This is a genomic window from Pseudonocardia nigra (assembly GCF_019396355.1).
Classification (GTDB): domain Bacteria; phylum Actinomycetota; class Actinomycetes; order Mycobacteriales; family Pseudonocardiaceae; genus Pseudonocardia; species Pseudonocardia nigra.
In genome coordinates this window covers 1-1927 of sequence record NZ_JAHKRK010000422.1, presented here as the reverse complement: position 1 = coordinate 1927, position 1927 = coordinate 1, and the positions used below count along the sequence as shown (strand labels likewise).

Genomic DNA, 1927 nt, shown 5'->3' with positions numbered 1-1927 from the left:
CCCCAGGGCTGCAGCGGGCCGGTGCACGACGGGCAGGTCAGCGTCCCGCCGGCGAGGTCGGTCTCGGCCTGGCCGGGGTCGGCGATGCCGATCATCGAGTCGGGGTGGGGGCACGGCGCACGAGCGTCGTCTACCAGGCCCGCAGCCGCCAGGGGTCAGCTGGTGTGGGCCACGTCCCCCGACGGTGCGCCGCGCCGACAGCGTCGGTCGGGTGGGCTGGGCTCGGCACGATGACGACCGCGGGCGAGGAGCCGGCGTGCCCGATGCTGGGACGGGCCTGTTGATCGTCACGGTGGCGGCGCCGACGAACGCCGCGGACGGGAGCCGTCCGTCGTCACCGTCAATGGCGGGAATCGCGCGCCAGGTCGGCATCCTCGGTGGCGGTCAACAAATGTTGCCCGCCACTGACGGTGACGATGACGGCGTCGTTCACGGTGACGACGTGAACCGGGCATTTCGGGCGGTGTTCGTCGGCGTGGTGGCGCGGTGGTCGCCATGGTGCCGGTCCTGGTCGTCGACGTGACGGGCCTCGTCGTCAAGGTGGCGCTCCGTCCCGGACGTGCGGGGGCCGGCGAGGACCGGGTTCTCAGCTGCTGGGCAAGGGCAGGAGTCGCCAGCGGTGACTGAATCGTCCTGGGTGATGGAGAGGCTCTGATCTAGCAAGGAGACTGGAGCTGTGCCTGCACCTCGGAAGTTCGATGAGGAGACCCGTGCCCGGGCGGTGCGCCTGTACGCCGACCGGCTGCGTGATCACGGGGAGTCACGGTGATCGTGACCTGGGCGGGTTCGGGCCAGGTGGCCGGCTTGTTCAGGGCGAACTCCGGCCCGTGCTTGCGCGGGCGCCCGCCGGCGCCGGGGCGCCGGGGTGGCTTCGGCAGCCGCAGGACCCGGTCGGAGCGCAACCGACCGAGCAGCTCGACGGGCAGATCATCGAGCACGAACGCCAGCCGGGTGATGTCGTAGCCGGCGTCGGTGACGATCAGGATGGCCGGGTCCCGGTCACACCAGTGCCCCGCCAGGATCAACCGCCCGACCACGGCGCGCAGCTGCTCGGCGGTGACCGCGGTGGCGTCATCGGCGGGCCCGAGCCGGACCGCGTCCAGCAGCGCCGTCCACGAGGTCCGGCCCGCCTCCAGAGCGGTGAGGAAGGAGTACGGCCAGCCGCGGGAGGGGAGTTACCCCTCCCGCGGCCGTAGACATGGCAGAACAGCCGCTGCGCGCTGGTCGGGGCGTCCGAGCGCAGCCACGGGCTGACATCGACCGCGAGCACGATCCGCCCGTCCACGCCCCGGGGCACCGGCAGCGACGTCAGAGTCCTACGCAGCCGCTCGTTCCACCCGGCCGTGGGTCAGCGCGTCGTACATCGGCCCCGTGCCCACGCCGGTGCTCGGCCACCAGCGTCAGAGCGACCAGCGTCGTCACCGGCGCGGAACCGGCAGGCAGCGGCCGGCCGTGCACCCACGGTGAACGGACGCAGTCCGGCCGTAGGACGGGAGTTGAAGGGCGGGCAGGGGGCGCGCTGGTTGAGACCTAAGTTCGTCATGGTGCGAACCTCCGAGGTCAAGTCCCCCGGCGTGGTGTTTCGCGGTTGACGCGTGATCTTCTTGGAGACCACCCGAGGCCGCGGTCGGCGGCGCGCCGAGCCACCTCGGGGTCGAGGGTGGGGGAGACGACGAAGCTCGCGCCAGCGTCGGCCGCGGCGTCGAGGTGCTCCGGGCTGAGCACGGTGCCGGCACCCAGCTCGAGGTGGTCCGGCTCGAGGGGAGCGGTGGCGCGCAGTCTGCCCAGCTCGCCCGCCAGCTAGTGTCACGTGCCGGAAGTAGATTTACGGTGCGCTTTTGCGATGATCGTGTCGGCGTCCTTGGTCCAGACGAATGGTTCGCAGCGTTCGTTCCAGCCATCGATGAACGCGGTGATGGCCTTGACC

The 1927-nt window shown here is 71.6% G+C and carries 4 protein-coding genes; 1 reads left to right on the top strand and 3 read right to left on the bottom strand.

Annotated elements, in window-relative coordinates; translation table 11 throughout:
* Positions 1 to 256 precede the first annotated feature (256 nt).
* Entirely contained in the window at positions 257 to 523 is a 267-nt protein-coding gene (locus KME75_RS41190; protein WP_219420408.1) for a hypothetical protein, read from the top strand.
* A 133-nt stretch (positions 524 to 656) separates the two neighbouring features.
* Here the strand turns inward: KME75_RS41190 and KME75_RS47355 are convergent, their stop codons facing one another.
* The 3 genes from KME75_RS47355 to KME75_RS47350 all read right to left on the bottom strand — a co-directional run bounded on the left by KME75_RS47355 (position 657) and on the right by KME75_RS47350 (position 1740).
* Positions 657 to 1106, bottom strand: coding sequence for a transposase (locus tag KME75_RS47355; RefSeq protein WP_372452770.1), 450 nt, complete (start codon positions 1104 to 1106; stop codon positions 657 to 659).
* A complete protein-coding gene (locus KME75_RS45490) occupies positions 1022 to 1270 on the bottom strand; it encodes a hypothetical protein (RefSeq protein ID WP_308283508.1) in 249 nt (82 codons plus the stop codon). The genes KME75_RS47355 and KME75_RS45490 overlap by 85 nt, the downstream gene beginning before the upstream one ends.
* 290 nt (positions 1271 to 1560) lie before the next feature.
* Positions 1561 to 1740, bottom strand: a complete 180-nt coding sequence (locus tag KME75_RS47350) for a hypothetical protein (protein WP_372452769.1) — start codon at positions 1738 to 1740, stop codon at positions 1561 to 1563.
* Positions 1741 to 1927 lie beyond the last annotated feature (187 nt).